The following is a 22,790-nucleotide window of genomic DNA, read 5'->3' as shown; positions in this document are numbered from 1 at the left end:
GCGGGGTGTACTGCACGGGCACCGGGCGCGACGGCTTGTCGAAGTAATAGGCCAGGCCGACGTTCAGGCTGTTGGTGTTGGCATTGTTAAAACCAAAGGTGCCGCTGTCGCGAAGGTAGGTGCGGGTGCGCTTGAGGTCCGCCTGCATGAACCACTGGTCGGACAGGCCCAGCTGGAAGCCCAGGCCGAGGTTGATGTAGGGCGATGTCTTGCTGGCGTTGGGCAGCTTGTCCCGCTCGGCACCAAAGCCGGCCAGCAGGAAGGGCCGGAAGTTGCTGCTGCGGTTGAACATCCAGAGCCCGTCAACGCCCAGCGTGGCTTGCTCGAAGCGCCGGCCGTTGTTGTCGGCGCGGGCCAGGCTGCCGCCTATCTGGATGTCCCACGAAGGTGAAACCGCCTTGCCGAAGCGCAGCCCCACGCCGCCCAGGTTCTTGTCGCCGTTGAAGCGCGAGTCCGGATCCACCCCGGTGAGCTGCGGCATGATGTACCACGACGAATTCGGGATGTCGTAGTTGCCGTAGGTCGAGGTGGTGGTTTGCGCCATCAGGGCGCCGGGGCTGAGGCAGGCCAGCAGGCACGCTGCGGCAAATGGCGCAAGAGACTTGGACTTCATGGTTCCTCCGGGAAAGCGGTTTAAAAGAGCGGTTTAAGGATTGGTTTTTGACGCCCGGCGTTGTATGCCCCAAGCGTGTTGCAACACTACGCCTGGTAATTTCTCTGTATGTGAGATGTGGCCACCACAGGACATGCGAAGCGGCCTACGTCGTATGGATTACTCCCGTGGCGCGAAGGTTATGCGGGCAAGCCTCCGGCAAGCCGTTCTTCCGGTGATCGCGCATGAAAAAGCCCCGGGGCCAGGGCGGCCACGAGGCTTAAGGGGCGACGGCGTGACCCACGCCGGGCAGGATCAGGACGGGTCTTTGCTGCGCGTGCGGCTCACGGCACTGAAGATGCCTATCCCCAGGAAGATCAGCGCACCGATGCCGATGTAGAGGTGCGGCACGCCGGCCACGACGGCGCCCCAGATGACACCCGCCAGGAAGACGATAAAACCGACCATGTAAAGCGCAAAGGACATGTTATTTCTCCACAAAATGTTGTGGTTTCACTGTACGCGCCGGTTGGGCGGCTCCTATCGGGGAGAAGCGCTGATGCGTGTCAGCGCAGGCCTACCGTGCGCAGGCGGGCTCGCCTGAGGCCTGCTGCGCCTGCAGAAGCGCCGGGTTCCGCGCCGGGTGGCCGTTGCCCGCATGGCGGCCGGACGGATGCATGGGACGCAGGTACTGGTGCAGCACCAGGGCGGCGGCGCCCACGGCTGAAGCCAGCAAGCCGTACCGCGCGGCGCGCACCGTGGGCGCGGTGACGCCGGCAGCGGTGGCGTAGTTTTGCAGCGTCTCCCGGGCAAGCTCGACCATGTCGGGAAAATGGTGGCATGACGCGCCGCCCACCACCAGAACGCTGGGATCGAAGGTCGTCCACAGGTTTTGCAGCAGCACGCCCAGGTAGTGCCCTGAACGCCGGGCATCGGCCAGCTGGCCCAGGGCGCCTGAACCGATGAAGGCCTCCGCGCACCCGCGCCGCCCGCAGGAGCAGGCGGGACCGTCGAGTTCCAGAATGCTGTGGCCGATCTCGCCGGCCATGCCGCGCGTGCCGGTGAACAACCGGTCGTTGAGCACGATGCCCGCGCCCACGCCGACATCACAGCTCACAAAAATCAGCGAGTCCTTGCCGTCGTTTTCTGAAAACTCATATTCGCTCAGCGCGGCGGCGTCGGCTTCGTTCTGCACATGTACCGGTACCGGGGGCAGGCCCGCGTGAACCAGTGCCTGGGTGATCTGCGGCAAAAAGTCCACGTTGCGCCAGCCAAGGTTGGGGGCAAAGCGGACCACGCCGGTGGTCTCGTCAAACGCGCCGGGTAGGCCGATGCCGACGCCCGAGAGTTGCGCGCCGCGCGACACCAGCTGCTCCTGGGCCAGCACCGTGAGCTGGGCTATCCGGCTGCAGACGTCCTGCGGCCGGGTGCTGCGCAAAGGCTCCTGCGTTGACCACAGCACCTCCCCCAGCAGGGACACGCAGGCCACACGCAAGGTGTCGACCGCCACTTCCACGCCGATCAGGCCGCGCGACCGGCCGTCGATCTGCAGGGGCGTGGAGGGCCGTCCGACGCCGCTGGCGGCGGCCATGCTGATTTCACTGAACCAGCCTTCGTCGATGAGTTCGCGCACCAGCAGGCTGACGGTCGACTTGGTCAGGCCGCTGTCGTTGGCCAGCTGCGCGCGCGAACGGCCCGGCTGGTTGCGCAGCAGGCGCATCAGCACGCTGCGGTTGATGCGCTTGACGAGTTGCTGGTCACCTGTGGTTTTCATGGCCGATGGCATGGTATCAGGCGATATGGCGCGGCGCCTGCGCGCGCCCTTCAGGTTGCTTGCCGGCGATGATCATGCCGAGAATCTGGTCTTCGTCCAGGTCGGCCGTGCGGTAAGTGCCTATCAGGCGGCCGTTTTTCATCACTGAGAGGCGGTCGCTCAGCGAAAAGACGTCCTGCATGTCGTGCGTGATCAGGAAAATGCCCACGCCTTCGGCCTTGAGCTGGAGCACCAGCCTGGCCACCATGGCGGACTCCTCCGGGCCCAGGGCGGCGCAGGGTTCGTCCATGATCAGGATGCGGGCATTGAAATAGATGGCGCGCGAGATGGCCACCACCTGGCGCTGCCCGCCCGACAGGCGCCGCACCGGGGTATGGATGTTGGTGAAGTTTTTATTCAGGCGGCCAAACACCTTGCGTGCCTGCGCCTCCATGAAGTAGTCGTCCAGGGTGTTCCATGCCGTCATTTTTTCCCGGCCCAGGAACAGGTTGGCCACGGCGTCCAGGTTGTCGGCAAGCGCCAGCGTCTGGTAGATGGTTTCGATACCCTGCTGCTGTGCATCGGCCGGGGTCCGGAGATTCACTTTCTTCCCCATCACATGGATCTCGCCGGAATCGATGGGGAAGGCGCCGGCCAGCATTTTCATCAGCGTTGATTTGCCGGCGCCGTTGTGGCCCAGCACGGCGACAACTTCGCCGGCGTACAGGTTCAGGTTCACACCGTCCACGGCATGGACGCCGCCAAAGGCTTTGCGGATGTCCTTGAACCGGACCAGGGGTTCGGTAATGGTTTGCATTTCAGTGATCCATTGCGCTGCGTGCCACCCGCGACACATGAAACCGCACGGCAAAGGCCAGGGACACCGCGGAACCGGCTTCGCCGGGCCGCTGGTGTCGCCCCCTTGAGGGGGAGGCGCCGAAGGCGCTTCGGGGGTGTTTCATCCTAGCTTTCCTGCGCCCACTTGCGATAGAGCACGTCAAACACCACCGCGACAATCAGCACCTGCCCGATGATGACCATGCGTTTTCCGATGGAGACATCCAGCAGCAGCATGCCGCTGTCCAGCGACTGCATGATGAGCGCGCCCAGGACCGAGCCGATGATGGTGCCGCTGCCGCCGGCCAGTGCGGTACCGCCGATCACGGCGGCGGCAATCACGAACAGCTCCATGCCGGTGCCCAGCGAATTGGTGCCTGCGTTCAGGCGGGCCACCGACACGATGGCCGCGATGGTGATGAGCACCCCCAGCAGGGCAAACAGCATCAGCGTGACCCGCTTGACCGGTATGCCGACCAGGATCGCGGCATCGGGGTTGCCGCCCATGGCGTAGACATAGCGGCCAAAACGGGTCCGTTGGGAGATGAAGGACATCACCACCGCCACGGCCGCCCAGATGAGCACCGGTATCGGGATGCCCTGGGGCGCGTCCTTGTTGGGGACCAGGTAGCTGTTCATGGCCGCGGCAAATGCGGCCAGCAGGGCCACAGGTGCGGCCACCAGCACCACATCCAGCCACAGGGGCTGGCTGGGCATCTCGTGGCGTGCCGAGGCGCGGCGGCGCAGCACCATGCGAAGCACCAGCACCAGGCTGACGCATGCGGTCAGGACCCAGGTGGCCGTCACACCGATACCGCCGTCATAGCCGCCGCCGAGTTGCAAAAAAATTTCATTGCTGACCGGCTGGGTCTTGCCGTCTGCGACCAGAAACGCCGCGCCGCGCAGGGACATCAGGCCCCCCAGCGTGACCACAAAAGACGGAACGCCGAGTACGGCCGTCAGCCATCCCTGGTACACCGACACAACGAGGGCCGCGGCAAGCCCGGCGAGTGATGCCGCCGGCCAGGACCATCCCAGGGTGTATTGGAGATAGGCGATGAGCACGCCGACAAAACCGATCACCGAGCCGACCGACAGGTCGATATGCCGCGCCACGATGATCAGCACCATCGCGGTGGACACAATGCCCACCACGGCGGTTTGCTGGGCGATGTTGTAGAGGTTTTCAGGCGACAGGAAAATGCCGCCCGACAGGACCTGGAATACGCCCGCCATGGCAGCGAGCACACCCCCCATGAATACCAGCCGCCAGTCGACGGCGGCGTTGCGCAGGGATCGAACGGAAAATTGCATGGTTTTGAGGATGCGGCGCTCCCAGGCAAGCGGCAGGCCGGTTGCCTTGCCTGCTTGCGCGGAACGCGGAGCGGTGGTGTGGGCCTGATTGCTTCTGATTACTTGCAGGCGGCGGCAACGTTGCCGGTGACGCCCTTGCAGAGTTCGTCCTTTTTAATCCAGCCGGCCTTCAGCACCACGTCGAGGTTGTCGCGGGTGATGGGCACGGGCTTCAGGAACTGGGCCTGCAGGGCGATTTTTTTCTCGCCTCCGTTCCAGGAGGACGCGCCGTCGACCTTTTTGCCCGCGCCCAGGTTGACCGCCGCGCTGGCCGCCTGCTTGCCAAGGTCGCGGGCATCTTTCCAGACCGACACGGTCTGGGTGCCCATGGCCACGCGGTTCAGGGCGGCAAAGTCGCCATCCTGGCCGGACACCGGCACACCCTTGAGGCCCTTGGAACTCAGCGCCGCCACGACACCGCCGGCGGTGCCGTCATTGGAGGCGACCACGGCGTCGACCTTGCCGCCGTTCCGGGTCAGGATCTGCTCCATGTTTTTCTGCGCGACTTCGGGCTTCCAGCCTTCGGTGTATTCCTCGCCCACAATCTTGATGTCACCTTTCTTGACGGCGGCCTCAATGATTTCCTGCTGGCCCTCGCGCAGGAAATTGGCATTCGGGTCGGTGGGTGAACCCTTGATCATCACGTAGTTGCCTTTGGGTTTGGCCTGGAAGACGGCACGCGCCTGCATGCGGCCGACTTCCTTGTTGTCGAAGGTGATGTAGAACACGCCGGGCGCCTCGATAAGCCGGTCGTAGGCAATGACAGGCACTTTTTGTTTGGCGGCCTTGTTCACGGCGGGCAGGATGGCGTCCTTGTCCATCGCCAGCACGATCAGGACCTTGGCGCCCTTGGCCATCAGCCCGTCGATGTCCGCCAGTTGTTTTTCAGGGGAGCCTGCGGCATCCGCGCTGATGTATTTGGCGCCCAGCTTTTCAAGTTGCCCCTTGATGGCGGCCTCATCGGTTTTCCAGCGTTCCTCCTGGAAGTTGGACCAGCTGACGCCCACCGTCACCTGCGCGAATGCGCCGGCGGCGGCCAGGCTGAGTGCCATTGCAGTGAGAGAAGTTTTTAATGTCATGGGTGTCTCCGAAGGTTCTGCCCAGATCAGGCATGTGGTTTTGAAAACTCAACTGAATCCCGGTGATCGTTCCGCTGCGAAGGCAGCACTTCCGAATTAGTTTGAACGACGCACTAATTATGTGAAGTGGGGGAATTCCGCGTGTAGGGAGAAACCCACGTGCATATGGGGCCCCAATTGGCGTTTGGACAGTTTTTCTAATGCGAAGGTTTTACCTGCCAGGCGCCGGCGGGTGTTTGCGCCTTTTGCACACGGGCGCTCCGCCAGCGGCGCGCCGGGCGGCCGGATAAGTTCTCTCGTGGAAAACCTGCTCCTCTTCAGGAGGCTGCGACCGGCTCCGTCACGCCGAGCTTGATGGCCCAGCTGGAAAGCGCCGGCAGGATGGACGGGTAGAGCGCCACGCCGGTGTCCTTTTGTTTTGCGGCCAGCGCGATACCTTTTTCGCCGGGTGTGCGCACGGCCGTGCCTTCACGCGCGGGGCGCGAGGCGCGGCAGGCGTCGGCGACGTGGCCGGTCTGCCGCTCGAAGGCGTCCAGGCCTGCGAAGGCGCGCGGGTCCATGATTTGCAGAAACACCGTGGCGCCCCAGCCTTCCTTGGCGTCGGCGCGGCCGTGGCCGGCCAGGCCGCCGGTCAGGGCCTCAACCAGCAGCGTGAGGCCGTAGCCCTTGTGGCCGGAATCCATGCCGCCCAGCGGAAGGATGGTGCCCTTGGGTTCTTCAAACAACACGGATGGGTTGTCGCTGGCAGCACCGTGGCCGTCCATCACCCAGGCGGCGGGCAGGCGTTTGCCTTCCTTGTGCAGCCGGTTGGTCAGGCCGTTGGTGGTGGCGGAGGTGGAGACGTCCATCAGCACCGGCACGCCGCCCGTGGGGATGCCGGCGGAGACAGGGTTGGGCGTGAACACCGCGTCCAGCCCGCCAAAGGGCGCGACGCTGGCGGTGTTGGGGTCCGAGCAGGCCAGCAGCATCAGCAGGCCCTGGTCGGTGGCGCGCTTGAGGTAAGCGGCCAGGCAGGCGATGTGGTGGCTGCGGCGTATCACCACGGTGCAGGTGCCCTGGGTGGCGGCGCGTTCGGCGGCCAGCGCCATGGCTTCCAGCACCAGCCAGGGGCCGGGCAGGCGGCGGCCGTCCCAGGTCATCGCTGCGGGGTGGTCGGCCAGCACGGTGGGCGCGCCCAGCTTTTCCATGGAGCCGGATTCGAGTTCGCCCAGATAGCCGGGCAGCAGCGCCAGGCCGTGGGTGTTGTGGCCCATCAGGTCGCCCTCAACCAGGATGGCGGCCACCGCTTCGGCCTTGGCCGGCTCCAGCCCTGCGGCGGTGAGCAGGGATTGCGCGTAGTGGAGCAGGTCGGCGTAGCGGTAGTGCATGGGGTTCCCGTTGGGCTGTGGTGCCCGGGCGATGGGCCGCGGACTTGCAGGGCATTTTAGGGAAGAAGGGTGCGCCAATGCGGTTCGCCCCGAGGCTGCCGGATTGTTTCGGCAAGCTCGGGGCGAACGGTAGTGAGATGGGTCGCAGCTCCTGAGAGAGCTGCTCCGCGCTTAACCCAGCTTGATGCTGCTTGGGTCGGCGGTCAGGTAGCCCACAGCCGCGCCGAAGCGGTCCTTGTAGTTCGCGCGCACCAGCGGGTCCAGCGTGGCCTGCACCTTGCCGTGCAGCGCGTTCCAGTCGCCGGGATGCTGGAAGTTGCTCATGATGTAGGTCCAGCCGTTGAGGTCGTCCACCACATGCAGGCCGGTGGCTTCGGCGCCCGCGGGCATGGACATCAGGCGCGACAGCTGCTTCGTGTCGACGTTGTAGGCCCAGACGAAGTTGTTGATGTGCGAGCCGCTGTCTTCACCGATGAAGAGGGTGCGCATTTTTTCGGAGAACTTCAGGTTGTCGGGGTTGGCGATCTTGTTGGGGTCGGCCTTGTTGCCCAGCACGTCGGCAGCGATGTCTTCGCCGATGATCAGGGCCTTGGTGTGCACAGGCATCCATTCGCTGTTGATGGCGCTGCCGCCCAGGTCTTTCTGGCCGCCTTCAAGCTTGTGCGCCATCACGCCGCCGGCGACCAGGGGCTTGTCCAGGGCGATGCCGCTGGCCGCGTTCCAGCCCTTGCCGGTCTTGACCATGGAGTCCACCATGTTCTGCAGCGCAGAGTAGGCGACCTTGTCCTTGATGTTGACGGTGGTGCCTTCCATCTTGGAAAAACCCATGCTGCCGCCCATGAGGTAGGCGTAACGGTGGGTTTCCAGGAAGGCGGCGGCTTTTTCCATGCCGGGCTTGACCTTGATCCAGTTCGGGTTGCCGTTGTAGAACACCTTGGTGAAGCTGGCGTCCGACGGGTCGGCCTTGAGCACCGTCATGATGTCGGCGGGCTTGAGCGTATCGGCCATTTTTTCGATTTCGGCGCTGTTCGCGTGGCCCAGCTTGATCCAGCTGATCTTCGCGCCCTGGTCGGCCGGGTTGACCGAGAAGCCGCTGCCCAGCTTGCCGACGTAGAGCGTGCCGGACGAGAGGTCTTTTTCGCGGTCGGCCACAAAGACGAAGAGGCCGCTGTTGGTGGCGTCGTCGCCCATCAGCACGGTGCGGTTGTCGGGCATGACTTGCACGAGTTCGTGCGAGATTCGGCCCATGTTGTAGTGCTTCTTGACGCTGCCGGTGCCGTCGGGGTGCACGGTGACTTCAGGCAGGTGGCCGTAGTGGTAGGGGTTGGCCTTGTTTTCGTCGCCGTAGACGTTCTTGCTGAACTTCTTGAACTGCGCGCTTTCGGCTGCGAAAGGCGCGTCGGGTTCGTACTCTTCGCTGGACAGGTGGGTGTTCCAGGGCGAGAGGCTGGCGCCGCAGGTGATCCACAGGCCGTGGGCCCTGGACATGTCGACGTTGTGGTACTTCACCAGGCTCAGCTTGCCGGTGGATTGGTCCTGGTCCAGCGTCAGCACGGCGATGGGCGAGGGCAGGTTGCCGTAGGCGTCGGCGCCGGACTGGTCGCGCGTGGTGTATTCAAACTGCACGACGGCGAAGACCGCCTTGCCCTTGACGCCGGGCACGTTGGCATTCGGCAGGCCCAGCAGCGAGGTGCCGTCCGGCGAGTCGGAGAAGATCTGGCGTTCCTTGCCGGGCACCGAGCGGTCGATGATGGGCTGGTTGTTGATGTCGACGTAGCCGCCGCTCAGGATGGTGCCGCCCTTGCCGTCCGGCACCATGTCGCCGGTGACGAAGAAAGGCTGGTAGGCCAGCTTGTAGCTTTGCGTGCTGTTGTCCTTGAGCTGGACCTGCAGGCTGGAGCCCACCGTGGTGGTGGCCATGGCGGCCGCGTTGGCCAGCGAAGGGGCGGCCATGGACGCGAAGCTGGACGACAGGTAGTTGCCCGCGGCGGCGGGGCCGCTGGTGGCGCAGCCCGACAGCAGGCTGCCGGAAGCCAGTGCCCCCAACGGCAGCATGGGCGCGGTCGCCAGGAACTTCAGTGCGGTGCGGCGTGAGGGGAGGGAGGGGGTGGCCAGGTCGGACATTGTTATGTTTTCCAGTGTTTCAGGTGGGGAAGGAATCGCGGAGCCGCTGCGCTGGCCACGCGCTCCGGGGGAAGGCGTGGGCATGCTGCGCTGCGGGAATCTTAGGAAGCTTGTGTGACAGTTTCTTGAAACGGGCTGCCACAGATGGCCCCGGAAGCCGGCGTGGAGCACGGATTAACCCCGTCCTGGGTACTTGAATATCCCGAAGCGAACCGCAAGCTTCCCTCTAGCGGGCCAAAATCCGGTCAGCACAGAACACAGCAACCTCCGAGGCCCATCCCATGACCACCCAACTCAAAATCGATTTTGTGTCCGACGTTTCCTGCCCCTGGTGCGCCATAGGCCTGAAGTCGCTGGACCAGGCGCTGGAGCGCGTGCGCGGCGACATCCAGGCCGAGCTGCATTTCCAGCCCTTCGAGCTCAACCCCAAAATGGTGCCCGAAGGCCAGGAGATCACCGAGCACATCACCGAAAAATACGGCATCTCGGCGGAACAGGCGAAAGCCAACCGCGAGAACATCCGCGCGCGCGGCGCGCAACTGGGCTTCAAGTTCAGCGGCGCCGACGAACCCGGCGGCGGACGCAGCCGCATCTACAACACCTTTGATGCGCATCGCCTGCTGCACTGGGCCGAACTGGAAGGCGCCGACAAGCAGAAGGCGCTCAAGGAGTTGCTGTTCAAGACCTATTTCACCGACGGCCAGAGCCCGGCCTCGCACGAGGTGCTGGTGAAGGCGGCGGTAGAGGCAGGCCTGGATGAGGCCCGGGCACGTGAAGTGCTGGCCTCGGACGAATACACGCGCGAGGTGCGTGAGCGCGAACAGTTTTACCTGACGCAGGGCATCCACTCGGTGCCGGCCGTCATCATCAACGACCGCCACCTGATTTCCGGCGGGCAGCCCGTCGAGGTGTTCGAACAGGCCCTGCGGCAAATTGCCGCCGCCGGCTAGGCGCGGGCTTCTTCTTTAGCGGCCGGCGCCCAGCACTTCAAAGGTGCCCGACTGCTGGACCCAGTCCTTGCCGTTGGAGGCAAATCCGATGGCGATGCCGGTCTCGAGGTTGAGCGCCACCGTCAGCGTGTAGCCGCTTTCCTTGGACAGATAAGACACCATGTGCACGTCGTCCGACACTTTCACGGCGGCGCTGGCGCTTTCGTGGTGGTCTTTGGAACCCGGCCCGGTGCTGCGCCAGGTGAGGGCGCCACCCTCCGAAAACGTGTGCTCAAAGGTGTGGCCCTTGGTCGGGCCGTCCTGGAAGGTCCAGCGTATGGTTTGTCCCTGCAGGGACACGGGAAGGGTGGAAGCTGTCATGTATGTCTCCGGAAAAAAGGCCTTGGTCGCGGCGGTGAGCAGGCCTGGATGGATGGGCGCCAGTTCAAATTAGTCCTGCGCCACAACGCGGCTTGTGGGATGGGGGCGAAATCTTCGTAGGACAAGGGCACGCGCCGGCTTTTGCCATGGATTCAAGCCCGGCTCTCACGCAGAATGAAATGCCAATCCAGCGCAAGCACAGGAGCTCATTCATGCCTTACGAACTTCACTACTGGCCGACCATCCAGGGGCGCGGCGAATTTGTCCGGCTCGCGCTGGAGGCCGCGGGCGCCGATTATGTGGACGTGGCGCGCGGCCCTGAAGAAGAGGGGCAGGGCATTCCCGCGACGATGCGCTTCATGGAAAGCCGCCGCGTGCAGCATCCACCCTTCGCGCCGCCTTTCCTGGTGGACGGCAAAACCATCGTGGGACAGTCGTCGGCCATCCTGCTTTACCTGGGTCCGCGCCTGGGCCTGGTCGACAAAAGCGAAACCCGGCGCCTCTGGACGCACCAGTTGCAGCTCACGATTGCCGATGTGGTGGCCGAGGCGCACGACACGCACCACCCGGTGGGCATAGGCCTGTACTACCAAGACCAGAAGAAAGAAGCGAAGAAAAGGGCGAAGGAGTTCAGGACCGCGCGCATCAAAAAATTCCTGGCCTGGTTTGAAACCGTGCTGGAGCGCAACCCGCGCGGCGGCACGCACCTTGTGGGCGGGAAACTGAGTTACGCGGACCTCTCGCTGTTCCAATTGGTTGAAGGCTTGCTCTATGCCTTTCCCAAAGCGGCGCGCCGCGCGCTCGGGAATGCGCCGCATGTGATGGCCCTGCATGACGGCGTCGCGCAGCATCGCCGCGTGGCCGCCTACCTTGCGAGTGAGCGGCGCATCGCCTTCAACGAAGACGGCATCTTCCGGCGCTATCCGGAACTCGACGCCTGAACGCTTGCGCGCAGCAGTCGTGCGCGGCCCTCTCCTACATGCCTGTCTGTGCTTGCCTGACCGCGGGGCACAACGCGGCACGCAACCATGGTGGCCTGTGTCCGGTGAATGTGATCCGGATGTTTTGCAACTGCGTTCCCTATGAAGGAGTACACCATGGCAGCCAAAGAATATGACTTGAACCTTGATCCGATCAGCAAAGAGCCGGGTGCGCACCCGGTGGGCACCGGCATAGGTGCGGCGATGGGCGGTGTTGCCGCCGGCGCGGCTGCCGGTCTGGTGGCGGGCCCCGTGGGCGCCGTCGTTGGCGGTGTGGCCGGCGCCATTGCCGGTGGCATGGGCGGCAAGGAAGCCGCCGAAGCGCTGGACCCCACGGCTGAAGAGGCCTACTGGCGCGAAAACCATACACAGGAAGCCTATTACGAAAACGGCCGCCCGTTTGACGACTACGCTCCAGCCTACCGCCTGGGCGTCGAAGGCCGCCGCGACTACCCCGCCGGTTCGTTCGAGGAAGCCGAAATGCGCCTTGCCGACCGCTGGGATAGCTACCGCGACAGCTCGACCCTGGACTGGTCGCAAGCCCGCCTGGCCAGCCGCGAGTCCTGGAACCGTGCGCACAGCCGGCTCGGCGCGTTTGAAACGACCACGGGCAATACGGTTGCAGGCGAAGTGGCCGACGACGAAGACGTGGTCGACACGCTCAATGACCTGCTCGAATCCTGCCGCGATGGTGAGTATGGTTTCCGTGAATGCGCCGAGCACACCAAGGCCGAAGACATCAAAGTGCTGCTGCATCGCCATTCCGGCGAATGCCGCGCCGCCGGCCTGGAGTTGCAGACGCTGATACGCCAGCTGGGCGGCACGCCCGACGAAGGCGGCTCCATGAGCGGTGCGCTGCACCGTGGCTGGGTTTCCGTGCGCGCGACGCTGAGCGCCTACAGCGACCAGGCCATGCTCGATGAATGCGAGCGCGGTGAAGACGCCGCGGTGGCGCGTTACCGCAAGGCCTTGAAGCAGAATCTGCCCGCAGCCATCCGGACCGTGGTGGAACGCCAGTCGCAGGGTGCCCAGCGCAACCACGACCAGGTCAAAGCCCTGCGCGACGCGCTGAAGACCCGCTAAGGCCGGGCCTTTACAAAAACAGTTTCCAGTTTCTTGCCGGCACTCGAGGCTCGGCAAACCAGGGGGCAGCAGACGCTGCCCCTTTTTTTTAGTTCTTCAACTGGTTGTCGCAGTCGACCTGGGCATCGAACTGCATGCCGCTGCGGGAATAGTCGGCATCGGTGACCTTGCAGCCCGAGGTCTTCTCAATGGCCTGCAGCAGGGCCGCGCGACCGGCCGGGCTGCTGGAGAGCTGCGTGGCGCCCGGCAAGGTAGCCGTCCAGGTGCCGGCGGTGAGCTGGCTGATCAGGTAGGTCCGGCCCTCAACGTTGACGCGTTGGGCTGGGGCATCTGCCGCGCCCGTCATGGCACAGCCGGCCAGCCAGGCGGCGCACAGCAAGGCGGAACCCGCCGCCAGGGAGTAGCGTTGAAATTGGCTCATGCAGGCGAGTGGCCGTTGAAGCGCGAGGCCACAAGTTGCGCTTGCGGCGCGGCTTGCGGCACAGCGCTTGATGCTTTGGGTTCAGGCACTTTCGGGGGTGCCTTGGGCACCTGGGTATCGGGGCAGCCCGAGACGAGCAACAGGCCGGCCAGGCTAAAGGGCAGGAAGGGGTTCATGGTGTCTCCACGCGCATCCGGTTGCGCTGCGTGAATGATAGGACGCGGGCCCGCGCAAGGCCAGTGCCTGGGATAGAGTCGCGGCGGCGACCTACACGCGGCGGCGCGGGTGCGCGTTCGCGACGCCCATGCGCTGCAGGGTTTCGCTGAGACTGCGCGCAGGGCGGTTGTTACCGGGTTGTGCGGCGCATTGCTGTTGCTGGGCTGGGGAGGATGAAGACCGGGGTTTGCCGGTGGCCTGCTGTTGTCTTGCCAATTCCGCCGCCAGCCGGCGGCCCTCGGTCTGGAGGTAAAGCGTCAGGTCCATTTCGTCGGGCTGGTTCATGGCGGGTCTCGCTACGATGCGGTGGCAACGATGTAGCGGGGCATCGCCGCCACCATCGCAATGTAAGACGGGGTCAGGCACGGCGGCGTCGGGCTACCGGCATTTCAGATGTAGGAGCCGGATGACGGTGGCTTGACGCTTATTTGGCCTGCGCCGCCGGCTTGAAACCGACCTGTTTCATCGCGGCGGCCAGGCCGTTGCGCGCGCCTTCGTAGGCGTCCCAGGGCTGGTTGCCGACGGACAGGCGGGCTCCCAGCGTTTGTGCCGTCCAGTGGGCGCCGCTGGTCAGCGAGGCGAGTTCGTCCCAGGCCACCGGCACCGACACGCCAAGCCCGGGCCGCGCGCGCAGCGACCAGGCCGCCACGGTGGTCGCGCCGAAGCCGTTGCGCAGGTAGTCCACAAAAATCTTTCCGACGCGGTTCTTCGGGCCGCTCTTGGCGACAAAGCGCTGGGGAATCACGGCCGCCAGGTGCATCACCAGTGCATGCGAGAAATCCTTCACCGTGTCGAAATCGTATTGGCGCTTGAGCGGCACCACCACGTGCAGGCCCTTGCCGCCGCTGGTCTTGAGGAAGTTGGCCAGCTTCAGCTCGTCGAGGAAGGCGCGCACCAGTTGCGCGGCCTCCTGCACCTGCGGCCAGGCGACGCCTTCGCCGGGGTCCAGGTCGAAGGTCATGCGGTCAGGTTTGTGGATGTCGCGTGTCGTGGCGTTCCAGGTGTGGAACTCGATCACGTTGAGCTGCGTGGCGGCCAGCAGGGCGGCGGTGGTCGGGACTTCCAGCAGCGGCTCATGGCCGGGGTCCAGCGCCGGGTCCAATAACTTGATGCCCGGGATCGAGCCGGCTTCGGCATGCTTCTGGAAGAACAGTTCGCCGCCTATCCCTGAGGGCGCGCGCACCAGCGAGGTCGGCCTGGCCTTGAGGTGCGGCAGCATCAGGGCCGCGACCTGCGCGTAATGCTCGACCGCGTTTTGTTTGGTGAAGCCCGTGCTGTCGTCGATCACGCGGTCCGCATGCGTGATGCGCAGGGATTTCAGCGCGGCGGGAACCGGCCTGGCGGGCGTCTTGGCAGCAGTTTTAGCGGCAGTTTTGGCGAGGGCTTTGATACTGCCCTTGGCCGACGGTTTTTCACTGGAAGTCTTTTTGGCGGGGTTCACGGCGGCGCCTTTCTTGCCGCGTTCCAGCGCGGCGGGTTTTTCACGGACGATTTGGGTGGCGGGCTTGTCGGTGCGCAGGCCCTGGAACACCGAGTGGCGGATATGGCCGCCGTGTGTCCATTCACCAAAGGCGACTTCGGCCAGCAACTGAGGCTTGACCCATTGGCCTTTCACGCCGGCGGGCAGTTTGGCCAGCGGACTGCGCTCCGTGTGGAGTTTCTGCAGCCGCGCCTTGAGGTCCTTGAGCACCTTGTCGTTAAAGCCGGTGCCGACGTTGCCGGCGTACTGCAGCGCGCCCCTGGCGTCATGCACCGCGAGCATCAGCGCGCCCAGCCCGGCGCGCGAGCCCTTGGGCTCGGTGTAGCCGACGATCACGAACTCCTGGCGCAACTGCGTCTTGAGCTTGATCCAGTCCGGCGAGCGGCGTGAGACATAGGCCGAGTCCACGCGCTTGCCGATCACGCCCTCCAGCCCGATGCGCCGCGCCGAATCGAGCAAGTCCTGCGGCGTTTCTTCAAAGGTATCGCTGAAACGTATGCTCTCCTGCGGGTGGCGGGTGACCAGCGCGCACAGAACTTCGCGGCGCTGGGTCAGCGGTAGCTGGCGCAGGTCCAGGCCGTCGAAGTACGGCAGGTCGAAAACGTAGAAAATAATGCGCGCCGTGCTGGCATGGTCAAACGCGTTTTGCAGCGCGCCGAAGTCGGGCACGCCGCGCTCGTTCATCACCACGATTTCGCCGTCCATCCAGCCGGAGGGAATCTCCAGTGCGGCGACGGCCTCGGCCAGCCTGGGCAGCTTGTGCGTCCAGTCATTGCCGTTGCGCGTCATGAGGCGCACCGAGTCGCCGTCAATGCGGGCCAGCAGGCGGTAGCCGTCGTACTTGATTTCATAGACCCAGCCCTTGGGGTCGGCGGGCGGCTGCGCCACCAGGGTGGCCAATTGGGGCGCGAGTATCTCGGGCAGTTTGGCCTCGACGGCGCCTTCGGGAATGCCGCCGTCCGCCTGCACGGCGGCCTTTTTAACCGATGCCGCGGAGGTTTTTTTCGCTGCGGCCTTGCGTGGTGCTTTGGCGGGTTTTTCCGATGCGTCGCGGGGCAGGGGCTGTCCGGAGAGCACGCTGTTGGGCAATGCCTGGCGCACGTCGTATTCTTTTTCTGGTCGCGCGTGTTCGTCGTGTTCCTTGATCAGCAGCCAGGGCTCGTGGCTTTCGTCGCCCCGGCCATGCATGCGCACCAGGGTCCAGCCGCCCTTGAGTTTTTCACCGTGCAACTCGAACTTGAGCTTGCCGGCGCGCAGGCCCTTGGCGGGGTCGCCGAGCGGCGTCCACAGGCCGCGGTCCCAGACGATCACGTCGCCCGCGCCGTACTGTTTGGCCGGGATGCTGCCTTCAAAACCCCTGTAGGAAATCGGATGGTCTTCCACGCGCACGCCCATGCGCTTGACGGCCGGGTCCAGGCTGGGGCCCTTGGGCACCGCCCAGCTTTTGAGCGCGCCCTGGAGTTCGAGGCGAAAGTCGTAATGCAGGTTGCGCGCGTCGTGTTTCTGGATCACGAAATGCAGGGACTTGTCCGAGCGCGCGCCGCCCTCCGCGGGTTCGGGCGTGCGCGTGAAGTCGCGCTTGGCGCGGTAGTGTTTCAGCGGGTCGTCGCGGGCGCCCATGGCGGTTTAAGCAGCACGCCGCCGGGCGGGGGCATGCGCGGTTGTCTTGGCCGCGGCTTTTTTGCGCGCCGGCGTTTTGGCTGCGGTCTTTGTTGTGGTTTTAGCGGCCGGCCTGGCCTTGGGTGCATCGCCGCCGCCCTTGCGCAGGCTGCGCTGCAGCAGCTCGGTCAGGTCGATGATCTTGGCGCCTGAGCGGGCTTCGGGCTCTTCGCTTTCTTCCGGCTGCACCACGTTCTCGAGCTTGCCTTCCTTGGCCTTGCGCTTGACCAGCGCCATGATGTCGTCCTTGAAGGAGTCGGTGAACTGCTCCGGGTCCCATTTGCCTGTCATGTCGTCCACCAGCTGTCTGGCCATGGCCAGTTCCTTGTCGGAGAGGCCCGCGGCCTTGGCGCCCACGGGCGGCAGGTTCAGCTCTTCCAGCGAGCGGATGTCGGCGCCCCAGCGCAGCAGGTTCAGCACCAGCACCGGGCCCGAAGGCACCAGCACGGCCAGGTGCTGCTTGGTCTGGATGATCACGCGCGCGATGCCCACGCGCTGGGTTTTCAGCAAGGTGTCGCGCAGCAGCGCATACACCTTCTGCCCCTTGTTGATGGGCGCGACGTAGTAGGGCCGTTCGAGGTAGACGAAAGGAATCTCGGTGTTGGGTACAAAACTTTCGATTTCGATGGTCTGGGTCGTTTTGGGATAGGCGGACTTGATCTCTTCTTCCGACAGCACCACGTACTGGCCGTCTTCATACTCGACGCCCTTGACGATGTTCTCTTTGGTGATTTCCTTGCCGGTGCGCTTGTTGATGCGCTTGTAGCCCACCGGGTCCATGCTGCGTTTGTCCAGCCAGTCAAAGTCGATGCCGCTTTCCGAAGTGGCCGAATGCAGCCCGACGGGGATGTGGACCAGGCCGAAGCTGATGGCGCCTTTCCATAAAACGCGAGATGCCATGGTGTTCTCTTGTTGAGCAAATAAGGGACCAGTGTGGGCGGTGTATGAGTGAGGATGTGTCGGCCTGCCAAGAGCGCTTGCGTAGGACGGCGGCTTTTGCGGGCTTCGGTATGCAATGCGGTGGGCGAGGACGCCGCATGTCGATGTCGTCCAATGCCGACTGGCCGCATGGGGTTTGTCCTACGGGGTGGCGCACGGCGCGCCGCGCACAATCGGCTGCTGTTTTCAAGGAGCCGACCATGCTGAACCGCCGCACCGCCACCCGTTTGTCCCTCGCAACCCTGGCTGTTGCCGCAGCCGCCCTCACGGGCTGCAGCATGCTGGACCGCCAGTCCAACCTGGTGCCTTTCACCACGCAGTTGCGCGGCGCCAATGAAGTGCCCGCCAATGCCACGACGGGCAGCGGCCAGGTCGATGCGGTGTTCGACAAAAGCAGCAACCTGCTGCGCTGGAAGGTCAGCTACACCGGCCTGACCGGGCCGGCGACGGCGGGGCACTTCCACGGCCCGGCCGCCATAGGCGCGAATGCCGGCGTGGCCCTGCCATGGACCAACCCGATCCGCAGCCCGCTGGACGGCAGCGCCACGCTGACCGCCGCCCAAGCCGCCGACCTGATGGCCGGCCGCTGGTACGCCAACATCCACACCGCCGCCCACCCCGCAGGGGAAGTGCGCGGGCAGATGACGATGGTGCGCAACTAGGCTTTTGTTCAGGCTGCCGGGCCTGTAAAGGGCCTGTTTAGAGGCTGCCGGCAAATGGTTGCGGGCGCAACCGGATCGGTTTATAGTTGCGAGCGCAACCATAAATAAACCGGGACAAGCGCATCGTGGAAACGCCTTCTTCTTCGGACTGTTCGAACTCTTCGGGTTCTCCTGACTGGCCGCGCCATGTGCCGGTGCTGATTGCCGGCGGCGGCCCGGTGGGCATGACACTCGCGGCGCTGCTGGCGCGCCACGGCATCGCCAGCCTGGTGGTGGAGGCCGACGACGGCTATTGCGCCGGCAGCCGCGCGATCTGCATGTCGCGCCGCTCGCAGGAAATCTTCGGCTGGATCGGTGCCGACAAGCCCCTGGTGGACAAAGGCCTGTCATGGGTGGGCGGGCGCAGCTACTTCCGCGACCAGGAAGTGCTGCACTTCCAGATGCCCAGCGAACCGACGCAGCGCTACGCGCCCATGGTCAACATCCAGCAGTTTTACGCCGAGGAGTTCGCCCACAAGGCGGCGCTGGCCCAGGGCGGCCTGGTGGACGTGCGCTGGTCCAGCAAGGTGAAGGCCGTGCGGCCCGGGGCCGGGGGCGCGCAGGTCGACATTGAAGCGCCGGACGGTGCGCACACCGTGCAGGCCGACTGGGTGGTGGCCTGCGACGGCGGGCGCAGCACGGTGCGCGAGCAACTGGGCCTGCAGCTTGAAGGCACGCAATACGAAGGCAAGTACGTGATCGTCGACGTGGTGCAGAAAACCCGCCGCGCGGTCGAGCGCCTGGCTTGGTTCGACCCGCCGTCCAACCCCGGCTCCACCATCCTGATGCACCGCCAGCCCGACGACGTCTGGCGCATCGATTACCAGATCCGCGATGACGAGGACCCGTTGGAGGCCGTGAAGCCCGAAAACGTGCTGCCGCGCGTGCAAAGCCATCTGTCCATGATCGGCGAGAACGAACCGTGGGAGCCGCTGTGGATCTCGATCTACAACGCCAAATGCCTGACCTTGCCCAGCTACCGCCACGGCCGCGTGCTGTTTGCCGGCGACGCGGGCCACCTGGTGCCCATCTTCGGCGTGCGCGGGCTTAACTCGGGCCTGGACGATGCGGGCAACCTGGCCTGGAAACTCGCGCTGGTTCAGCAAGGCCATGCCGCTGAGTCATTGCTGGACAGCTATTCAAGCGAACGCGTGCAGGCCACGCGCGAGAACATCGTCTACGGCGCCAAGAGCACCGAGTTCATGGCCCCGCCCAACCACGGCTTCAGGCTGCTGCGCGAAGCCGCGCTGCGCCTGGCGACCGAGGACGCGGCAGTGGCTTCGCTGCTGAACCCGCGCCAGTCCACGCCGGTGGAGCACGTCGGATCACCGCTGAATCTGGCCGCGCAGGAAAGCGCCTTCAGCGCTGGTGCGCGTGCCGGCATGCCCGCGCCTGAGGCGAAGCTGCGCGGTGTCGATGGTGCGGCTCATCTCACGTCATGCTTTGGCGCTGGTTTTGTCGTGCTGCATTTCAGCGCGAAGGGCGAGTTGCTGCAAGACATCGCCGCTTTGGCGACGGTGGGCCAAAGCGGCCCCGCTTCGGTCAAGGTCATCTGCATCGCCGGCCAGGGTGAGCCTGCCGTGAGCACCCTGGTCGACGAACTCGGCCAGGCCCGCGAGCGCTACGGCGCCACCGAAGGCTCGGCCTTTCTGGTGCGACCCGACGGCTACCTCATGGGCCGCTGGAGATCGGCCTCGGCCGCAGACATCGCGGCCGCCCTGAAACCGTTCCAGCAGCAGCTTGCCGCCGGCGCGTCCAACGCGTCCTGATGATTCCGGAGACAACCATGAACCCAACCCTTGCCCAAACCGGCGACCTGGACCGGGCCTACACGGCGCTCGCGGAAGCGACCGCCCGCGTGGGCGAGGCGAAAACTCCGCTGCTCCTGGCCACGCTCGCGCTCGCGTTGCTGAGCCGCGAGGTCGACGTCGCGGACGCCTTGTTGTTGATCGCCCAGGCCGAGCGCCTGGCAGCCACCTGATTTTCGATTCCCCCTTTTTTCCATAGCGCATTCATTACCCGGAGACAAAAAACATGCACCGCCTTCCCGCTACCTTTCGCCGCCTGCTTGCCGTCCTGGCGCTGGCTGCCACGGCTGCTTCCGCGCAGACATATCCCACACGCCCCATCGAATGGGTGGTGCCTTATCCCGCGGGCGGCGGCTCCGACGTGGTGGCGCGCGCGCTGACCGAAGCCATGGGCCAGGCGCTGGGCCATCCGCTCATCATCAACAACAAGCCGGGCGCCGCGACCAACATTGGCGCCGAGTACGTGGCCCATGCCAAACCTGACGGCTACACCGTGCTGACGGGCGACACCGCCACGCTGGCCGCCAACCCGGCGCTGTACACCAAGCTCAACTACAGCGCTGAAAAAGACCTGGCGCCCATAGGCCTGCTGGCGCGCTTCCCGATGATCCTGGTCGTCAACCCGGCCGTGCCGGCCAAGAACCTGGCCGAATTCACGGCCTGGGCCAAGACCCAGAAGGGCGGCGTGAGCTACGCCACGCCGGGCGCCGGCAGCCCGCACCACCTGGCCACCGAGCTGTTCCGCGGCAAGACCGGCATCAACCTGGTCCACGTGCCTTACCGCGGCGCTGCCCCGGCCGTGCAGGACGTGGCGGGCGGCCAGGTGCCTTTCATGTTTGTCGACACCGCCAGCGGCATGGCTTTTATCAACGCCGGGCGCCTGCGCGCCATCGGCATCGCCAGCCCGCAGCGCGTGAAGAACTTCGAGACCATCCCCACGCTGGACGAGCAGGGCCTCAAGGGCTTTGAAGCCTACGCCTGGCAAGGCCTGGCCGCGCCCGCCGGCACGCCCGACGCCGTGGTCGCCAAGCTCAACAAGGCCCTGGTCGATGCGCTGAACTCTACGCCGGTCAAGGCGCGCTTCCAGGTGCTGGGCCTGGAGCCCACCCCGAGCACGCCGGCGCAGATGGCGAGCTATGCCAAGGCCGAGCGCGAAAAATGGGCGCAGGTGATACGCGCCAGCGGCATCAAACTGGACTGAGTGGCTGAGAATTGGGGTCCTAGCCAACGAGGTAAACGCCGATGATCAAGCTCGACAGAACCCTGACCTACCGCCTGCACCTGCTGCACAAGCTGACCGACCTGGAAAGCCAGCGCGCCTATGTGGCCGGGGCCGGGCTGTCGATGAGCGACGGGCGCTGCCTCACGGCGGTCGGCACCTTCGCGCCGCTGTCGGTCAACGACCTTGCGCAAAAAGCCAACCTCAACAAAGGCCAGGCCAGCCGCGCCGCGCAGTCGCTGGTGGAGCAGGGCCTGGTCGTCAAGGCCGCCAGCCCGACCGACGGGCGCGGCGTGGTGCTGACCATGACGCCCAAGGGCAAGGCTGCCTGGCAGCGCGCCATGCAGGTGGTGGGCCGGCGCAACGAGGATATTTTTGGCGTGCTCAGTGAGGCCGAGCGCGAGCAGCTCAGCGATTTTTTCGACCGCCTGATTGAAACGGCCAGGGGCGACGGCGCCGCGCTGGATGAGGCCGAAGAATGACGTCATCCACACACCCGGCTCTGGAATCTTTGGAGAAACTGCAATGAACACGACGACCGCCACCTTGCGTTACCAGTCCGGCTTCGGCAACGAATTCGCCAGCGAAGCCGTCGCCGGCGCCTTGCCTGAAGGCCGCAACAGCCCGCAGCGCGCGCCGCATGACCTGTACACCGAGTTGCTCTCGGGCACGGCCTTCACCGCGCCGCGCGCCGAGAATCGCCGCACCTGGCTGTACCGCCGCCAGCCCTCGGTCATGGCCGGCGGCTACCAGCCTTACGCGCAGCCGCAGTGGACCACCGGCGCCGCGGGCGGCGTGGCCGTGCCGCCCGATCCCTTGCGCTGGAGCCCGTTCGCGATTCCCGCGGAGCCGCTGGATTTTGTCGACGGCATGCGGACCGTGGCGGCCAACGGCGACGCCGAGGCGCAGACCGGCATTGCCGCGCACCTATACGTCGCCAACCGTTCCATGGCGCGGCGCGCGCTGGTCAATGCCGACGGTGAAATGCTGCTGGTGCCGCAACAGGGCCGGCTGGTGCTGACGACCGAGCTCGGCATCCTGGAGGTCAAGCCCGGTGAAATCGCCGTGCTGCCGCGCGGCATGGCCTTCAGCGTGGCCTTGCCCGACGGCGCCTCGCGCGGCTACGTCTGTGAAAACTACGGCGCGCATTTCCGCCTGCCAGAGCTGGGCCCGATAGGCTCCAACGGCCTGGCCAATGCGCGTGATTTTCTGGCGCCGGTGGCGGCTTTCGACCAGGACGATGAGTCCGGCAAGGGTTACGAGATCATCAAGAAGTACGGCGGCCGTTTGTGGTCGGCGCAGCAGCCGCGCAGCCCTTTTAATGTGGTGGCCTGGCACGGCAACCTGGTGCCCTGCAAATACGACACGGCCCACTTCATGACCATTGGCTCCATCAGCTACGACCACCCGGACCCGTCCATCTTCACCGTGCTGACCTCGCCCTCGGACACGGCGGGCACGGCCAACTGCGACTTCGTGATCTTCCCGCCGCGCTGGATGGTGGCCGAGAACACCTTCCGCCCGCCCTGGTACCACCGCAACCTCATGAGCGAGTTCATGGGCCTGGTCTACGGCCAGTACGACGCCAAGCCCGAGGGCTTCAAACCGGGCGGCGCGTCGCTGCACAACAGCATGGTGCCGCACGGCCCGGATACCGAGGCGTTTGAAAAAGCCAGCACGGCCGACCTCAAGCCGCACAAGCTGGACAACACGCTGGCCTTCATGTTTGAAAGCCGCTACCGCTTCATCCCCACGGCGTATGCGATGCAGGGCGGCTCACTCGACCCCGCGTATGCGGGCTGCTGGGCTGGGCTCAAGGACCAGTTCAAGGGCTGAGCCTTCTTCTCTTTTTCCCTTTTTAATCCCCTC

At 65.2% G+C, this 22,790-nt stretch carries 23 protein-coding genes; 9 read left to right on the top strand and 14 right to left on the bottom strand.

What is annotated here, in order from left to right; translation table 11 throughout:
* From ACLV8F_RS01075 to ACLV8F_RS01040, 8 genes are all read right to left on the bottom strand, one after another.
* On the bottom strand, positions 1–613 hold a 613-nt coding region (locus ACLV8F_RS01075), incomplete at its 3' end, for an outer membrane beta-barrel protein (RefSeq protein ID WP_411882394.1).
* Between the two features lie 294 nt (positions 614–907).
* Positions 908–1,078, bottom strand: a complete 171-nt coding sequence (locus ACLV8F_RS01070) for a hypothetical protein (RefSeq protein ID WP_411882393.1) — start codon at positions 1,076–1,078, stop codon at positions 908–910.
* Between the two features lie 91 nt (positions 1,079–1,169).
* Positions 1,170–2,366: an ROK family protein gene (locus ACLV8F_RS01065; RefSeq protein ID WP_411882392.1), complete on the bottom strand. Its 1,197-nt coding sequence runs from the start codon at positions 2,364–2,366 to the stop codon at positions 1,170–1,172.
* A gap of 16 nt (positions 2,367–2,382) precedes the next feature.
* Positions 2,383–3,162 carry an ATP-binding cassette domain-containing protein gene (locus ACLV8F_RS01060; RefSeq protein WP_411882391.1) on the bottom strand — a complete coding sequence of 260 codons (780 nt, stop codon included), beginning with the start codon at positions 3,160–3,162 and terminating at the stop codon, positions 2,383–2,385.
* 146 nt (positions 3,163–3,308) lie between these two features.
* Positions 3,309–4,439: a sugar ABC transporter permease gene (locus tag ACLV8F_RS01055; protein WP_411882398.1), complete on the bottom strand. Its 1,131-nt coding sequence runs from the start codon at positions 4,437–4,439 to the stop codon at positions 3,309–3,311.
* A gap of 155 nt (positions 4,440–4,594) precedes the next feature.
* A complete protein-coding gene (gene xylF / locus ACLV8F_RS01050; protein ID WP_411882390.1) occupies positions 4,595–5,614 on the bottom strand; it encodes a D-xylose ABC transporter substrate-binding protein in 1,020 nt (339 codons plus the stop codon).
* Positions 5,615–5,931: 317 nt separating this feature from the next.
* On the bottom strand, positions 5,932–6,981 hold the full coding sequence (locus ACLV8F_RS01045) for an Ldh family oxidoreductase (protein WP_411882389.1): 1,050 nt from the start codon (positions 6,979–6,981) through the stop codon (positions 5,932–5,934).
* A 171-nt stretch (positions 6,982–7,152) separates the two neighbouring features.
* Positions 7,153–9,105 (bottom strand): PhoX family protein, encoded by a 1,953-nt coding sequence (locus ACLV8F_RS01040; protein ID WP_411882388.1) that lies wholly within the window; start codon positions 9,103–9,105, stop codon positions 7,153–7,155.
* A 281-nt stretch (positions 9,106–9,386) separates the two neighbouring features.
* Between ACLV8F_RS01040 and ACLV8F_RS01035 the strand changes: the two genes are divergently transcribed.
* Complete coding sequence (locus ACLV8F_RS01035) at positions 9,387–10,055, top strand: DsbA family oxidoreductase (RefSeq protein WP_411882387.1); 669 nt, start codon at positions 9,387–9,389, stop codon at positions 10,053–10,055.
* 15 nt (positions 10,056–10,070) lie between these two features.
* Here the strand turns inward: ACLV8F_RS01035 and ACLV8F_RS01030 are convergent, their stop codons facing one another.
* Positions 10,071–10,415, bottom strand: coding sequence for a MoaF N-terminal domain-containing protein (locus ACLV8F_RS01030; protein ID WP_411882386.1), 345 nt, complete (start codon positions 10,413–10,415; stop codon positions 10,071–10,073).
* 212 nt (positions 10,416–10,627) lie between these two features.
* Here ACLV8F_RS01030 and ACLV8F_RS01025 point away from each other — a divergent pair, with 212 nt between their 5' ends.
* On the top strand, positions 10,628–11,356 hold the full coding sequence (locus tag ACLV8F_RS01025) for a glutathione S-transferase (protein ID WP_411882385.1): 729 nt from the start codon (positions 10,628–10,630) through the stop codon (positions 11,354–11,356).
* A gap of 156 nt (positions 11,357–11,512) precedes the next feature.
* A complete protein-coding gene (locus ACLV8F_RS01020; RefSeq protein ID WP_411882384.1) occupies positions 11,513–12,478 on the top strand; it encodes a ferritin-like domain-containing protein in 966 nt (321 codons plus the stop codon).
* 88 nt (positions 12,479–12,566) lie between these two features.
* On the opposite strand, the gene ACLV8F_RS01015 is transcribed toward ACLV8F_RS01020, so the two are convergent.
* The 5 genes from ACLV8F_RS01015 to ACLV8F_RS00995 form a co-directional block, all read right to left on the bottom strand.
* On the bottom strand, positions 12,567–12,899 hold the full coding sequence (locus tag ACLV8F_RS01015) for a hypothetical protein (protein ID WP_411882383.1): 333 nt from the start codon (positions 12,897–12,899) through the stop codon (positions 12,567–12,569).
* Positions 12,896–13,075 carry a hypothetical protein gene (locus tag ACLV8F_RS01010; RefSeq protein ID WP_411882382.1) on the bottom strand — a complete coding sequence of 60 codons (180 nt, stop codon included), beginning with the start codon at positions 13,073–13,075 and terminating at the stop codon, positions 12,896–12,898. The genes ACLV8F_RS01015 and ACLV8F_RS01010 overlap by 4 nt, the downstream gene beginning before the upstream one ends.
* A 91-nt stretch (positions 13,076–13,166) precedes the next feature.
* Entirely contained in the window at positions 13,167–13,400 is a 234-nt protein-coding gene (locus ACLV8F_RS01005; RefSeq protein WP_411882381.1) for a hypothetical protein, read from the bottom strand.
* Between the two features lie 139 nt (positions 13,401–13,539).
* The gene (ligD, locus tag ACLV8F_RS01000) at positions 13,540–16,215 is read right to left on the bottom strand and encodes a DNA ligase D (protein WP_411882380.1); all 2,676 of its coding nucleotides are present in this window, start codon (positions 16,213–16,215) and stop codon (positions 13,540–13,542) included.
* Positions 16,216–16,221: 6 nt separating this feature from the next.
* The gene (locus tag ACLV8F_RS00995) at positions 16,222–17,154 is read right to left on the bottom strand and encodes a Ku protein (protein ID WP_411882379.1); all 933 of its coding nucleotides are present in this window, start codon (positions 17,152–17,154) and stop codon (positions 16,222–16,224) included.
* 239 nt (positions 17,155–17,393) lie between these two features.
* On the opposite strand from ACLV8F_RS00995, the gene ACLV8F_RS00990 reads away from it, so the two are divergent.
* The 6 genes from ACLV8F_RS00990 to hmgA all read left to right on the top strand — a co-directional run bounded on the left by ACLV8F_RS00990 (position 17,394) and on the right by hmgA (position 22,757).
* Positions 17,394–17,855, top strand: coding sequence for a CHRD domain-containing protein (locus ACLV8F_RS00990; RefSeq protein ID WP_411882378.1), 462 nt, complete (start codon positions 17,394–17,396; stop codon positions 17,853–17,855).
* A gap of 125 nt (positions 17,856–17,980) precedes the next feature.
* On the top strand, positions 17,981–19,663 hold the full coding sequence (locus ACLV8F_RS00985; protein ID WP_411882377.1) for an FAD-dependent oxidoreductase: 1,683 nt from the start codon (positions 17,981–17,983) through the stop codon (positions 19,661–19,663).
* Between the two features lie 17 nt (positions 19,664–19,680).
* Positions 19,681–19,875 (top strand): hypothetical protein, encoded by a 195-nt coding sequence (locus ACLV8F_RS00980; protein ID WP_411882376.1) that lies wholly within the window; start codon positions 19,681–19,683, stop codon positions 19,873–19,875.
* Between the two features lie 53 nt (positions 19,876–19,928).
* Positions 19,929–20,903 (top strand): Bug family tripartite tricarboxylate transporter substrate binding protein, encoded by a 975-nt coding sequence (locus ACLV8F_RS00975; protein WP_411882375.1) that lies wholly within the window; start codon positions 19,929–19,931, stop codon positions 20,901–20,903.
* A gap of 41 nt (positions 20,904–20,944) precedes the next feature.
* A complete protein-coding gene (locus ACLV8F_RS00970) occupies positions 20,945–21,403 on the top strand; it encodes a MarR family winged helix-turn-helix transcriptional regulator (protein ID WP_411882374.1) in 459 nt (152 codons plus the stop codon).
* 43 nt (positions 21,404–21,446) lie between these two features.
* On the top strand, positions 21,447–22,757 hold the full coding sequence (gene hmgA, locus ACLV8F_RS00965; protein WP_411882373.1) for a homogentisate 1,2-dioxygenase: 1,311 nt from the start codon (positions 21,447–21,449) through the stop codon (positions 22,755–22,757).
* Positions 22,758–22,790 lie beyond the last annotated feature (33 nt).

It is taken from the genome of Polaromonas sp. YR568, assembly GCF_943369675.1.
GTDB lineage: Bacteria > Pseudomonadota > Gammaproteobacteria > Burkholderiales > Burkholderiaceae_C > Polaromonas.
The sequence above is the reverse complement of the archived record's forward strand: the minus strand, read 5'-3'. Positions and strand labels throughout refer to the sequence as shown.

Coding starts and splice junctions, on each gene's coding strand:
- ACLV8F_RS01070 (WP_411882393.1), bottom strand. CDS start 1,078: ATGTCCTTTGCGCTTTACATGGTCGGTTTTATCGTCTTCCTGGCGGGT.
- ACLV8F_RS01065 (WP_411882392.1), bottom strand. CDS start 2,366: ATGAAAACCACAGGTGACCAGCAACTCGTCAAGCGCATCAACCGCAGC.
- ACLV8F_RS01060 (WP_411882391.1), bottom strand. CDS start 3,162: ATGCAAACCATTACCGAACCCCTGGTCCGGTTCAAGGACATCCGCAAA.
- ACLV8F_RS01055 (WP_411882398.1), bottom strand. CDS start 4,439: ATGGGGGGTGTGCTCGCTGCCATGGCGGGCGTATTCCAGGTCCTGTCG.
- xylF (WP_411882390.1), bottom strand. CDS start 5,614: ATGACATTAAAAACTTCTCTCACTGCAATGGCACTCAGCCTGGCCGCC.
- ACLV8F_RS01045 (WP_411882389.1), bottom strand. CDS start 6,981: ATGCACTACCGCTACGCCGACCTGCTCCACTACGCGCAATCCCTGCTC.
- ACLV8F_RS01040 (WP_411882388.1), bottom strand. CDS start 9,105: ATGTCCGACCTGGCCACCCCCTCCCTCCCCTCACGCCGCACCGCACTG.
- ACLV8F_RS01035 (WP_411882387.1), top strand. CDS start 9,387: ATGACCACCCAACTCAAAATCGATTTTGTGTCCGACGTTTCCTGCCCC.
- ACLV8F_RS01030 (WP_411882386.1), bottom strand. CDS start 10,415: ATGACAGCTTCCACCCTTCCCGTGTCCCTGCAGGGACAAACCATACGC.
- ACLV8F_RS01025 (WP_411882385.1), top strand. CDS start 10,628: ATGCCTTACGAACTTCACTACTGGCCGACCATCCAGGGGCGCGGCGAA.
- ACLV8F_RS01020 (WP_411882384.1), top strand. CDS start 11,513: ATGGCAGCCAAAGAATATGACTTGAACCTTGATCCGATCAGCAAAGAG.
- ACLV8F_RS01015 (WP_411882383.1), bottom strand. CDS start 12,899: ATGAGCCAATTTCAACGCTACTCCCTGGCGGCGGGTTCCGCCTTGCTG.
- ACLV8F_RS01010 (WP_411882382.1), bottom strand. CDS start 13,075: ATGAACCCCTTCCTGCCCTTTAGCCTGGCCGGCCTGTTGCTCGTCTCG.
- ACLV8F_RS01005 (WP_411882381.1), bottom strand. CDS start 13,400: ATGAACCAGCCCGACGAAATGGACCTGACGCTTTACCTCCAGACCGAG.
- ligD (WP_411882380.1), bottom strand. CDS start 16,215: ATGGGCGCCCGCGACGACCCGCTGAAACACTACCGCGCCAAGCGCGAC.
- ACLV8F_RS00995 (WP_411882379.1), bottom strand. CDS start 17,154: ATGGCATCTCGCGTTTTATGGAAAGGCGCCATCAGCTTCGGCCTGGTC.
- ACLV8F_RS00990 (WP_411882378.1), top strand. CDS start 17,394: ATGCTGAACCGCCGCACCGCCACCCGTTTGTCCCTCGCAACCCTGGCT.
- ACLV8F_RS00980 (WP_411882376.1), top strand. CDS start 19,681: ATGAACCCAACCCTTGCCCAAACCGGCGACCTGGACCGGGCCTACACG.
- ACLV8F_RS00975 (WP_411882375.1), top strand. CDS start 19,929: ATGCACCGCCTTCCCGCTACCTTTCGCCGCCTGCTTGCCGTCCTGGCG.
- ACLV8F_RS00970 (WP_411882374.1), top strand. CDS start 20,945: ATGATCAAGCTCGACAGAACCCTGACCTACCGCCTGCACCTGCTGCAC.
- hmgA (WP_411882373.1), top strand. CDS start 21,447: ATGAACACGACGACCGCCACCTTGCGTTACCAGTCCGGCTTCGGCAAC.